This is a genomic window from Azotobacter armeniacus (assembly GCF_054779355.1).
Window position 1 is genome coordinate 1 of record NZ_BAAGYK010000145.1, and the last position, 1,438, is coordinate 1,438.

The following is a 1,438-nucleotide window of genomic DNA, read 5'->3' on the forward strand; positions in this document are numbered from 1 at the left end:
CAGCTCGGCCGGCAGTTCCAGGCGGTGCCGAGCGGCTCGGTACTGGCCGTCGGCCCGCCTCGGGCGGTCCGTCGGCAGTTGCAGCACCGGGTGCATTTCGCCCAATTGCGCCTTCCAGTATTCGAGTTGCCGATCCTTCTCGCCTGCCTCCAGCCAGTTCCTCTGCCACAGGGCATAGTCGGCGTACTGGATCGGCAGGGGCGGCAAGCTCGCCTCCCCGCCTTGCAGCCGTGCCCGGTACTGCGCCACGAACTCGTCCACGATCACCTGCATCGACCAGCCGTCCGACACGATGTGGTGCATTGCCACCACCAGCACGTGCGCATCCGTCCCCTCGCGGATCAGGCCCACCCGCAGCAGCGGGCCATTCGTCAGATCGAACGGTTCGCCCTGCAGGCGCCGCACCTCTTCGGCCAGGCGAGTCTCGCGCTCGCCGGCAGCGATCCCGCCGAGATCGACCAGCGCAATCCCGATCTCGGCGTGCTCCCGAATGACCTGTTCGCCCCCTCCGTCGGCAGTGGTTCGAAACACCGTGCGCAATGCTTCATGGCGGGCGACCAACGCCTCGAAGCTCGCGCGCAGCGCCTGTACATCCAATCGCCCCTTGAGGCGGAGCGCTCCCGCGATGTGGTATGCCGTGCTTCCAGGCTCCAGTTGCCACAGGAACCATTGGCGGCCCTGGGCGTAGGACAGCGGCAGCGGCTCGGCTTTGCGTACCGCCTCCAGGACGGGGATGACGACGGCAGGTGTGGCCGCCTCGACAGCCACAGTGGCCGCCAACGCCGCGAGCGTCTGCCGCTCGAAAATGCTCTTGGGGACAAGCGCGAGCCCACGCTTGCGGGCGCGCGCCACCACTTTCAGGCTCAGGATCGAGTCGCCGCCCAGCGCGAAGAAGTTATCCTGGCGCCCCACCCGCTCCACGCCCAGCACCTCGGCCCAGATCGCCGCCAGCGCTTCCTCGACCACTCCCTGCGGCGCCTCGTAGGCGCACTCGCTGGTCAGCTCCGGCTCGGGCAGCGCCTTGCGGTCCACCTTGCCGTTGGCGTTGAGCGGCAAGGCCTCCAGCACCACGATGGCGCTCGGCACCATGTAGTCCGGCAGCACCTTGCCCAACCGTTCGCGCAGGACCTCAGCGTCGATCCGCTCGCCCGTCCTGGCTACCACGTAGCCGTACAATCCGCTACGTCCGTCCTCGCCATCGCGTGCGATCACTTCAGCCTCGCCCACCTCCGCTTGAGCGCGCAGCGCCTGTACGACTTCCCCAAGCTCGACACGGTAACCCCGGATCTTGACCTGGTCGTCCACCCGCCCCAGGAACTCCAGGCTGCCATCGCCCAGCAGCTTCACCCGGTCGCCGGTGCGGTACAGGCGTTCGCCCGGCTTGAACGGGTTGGCGACGAAGCGCTCGGCGGTCTGCTCCGCGCGGCCCTGATAGCCG

The 1,438-nt window shown here is 68.4% G+C and carries 1 protein-coding gene; it reads right to left on the reverse strand.

The window, feature by feature from the left end; translation table 11 throughout:
• Positions 1-1,438, reverse strand: a 1,438-nt coding sequence (locus tag ACYVD0_RS19170; protein WP_460428284.1) for a condensation domain-containing protein, incomplete at both ends; no start/stop codon positions are given.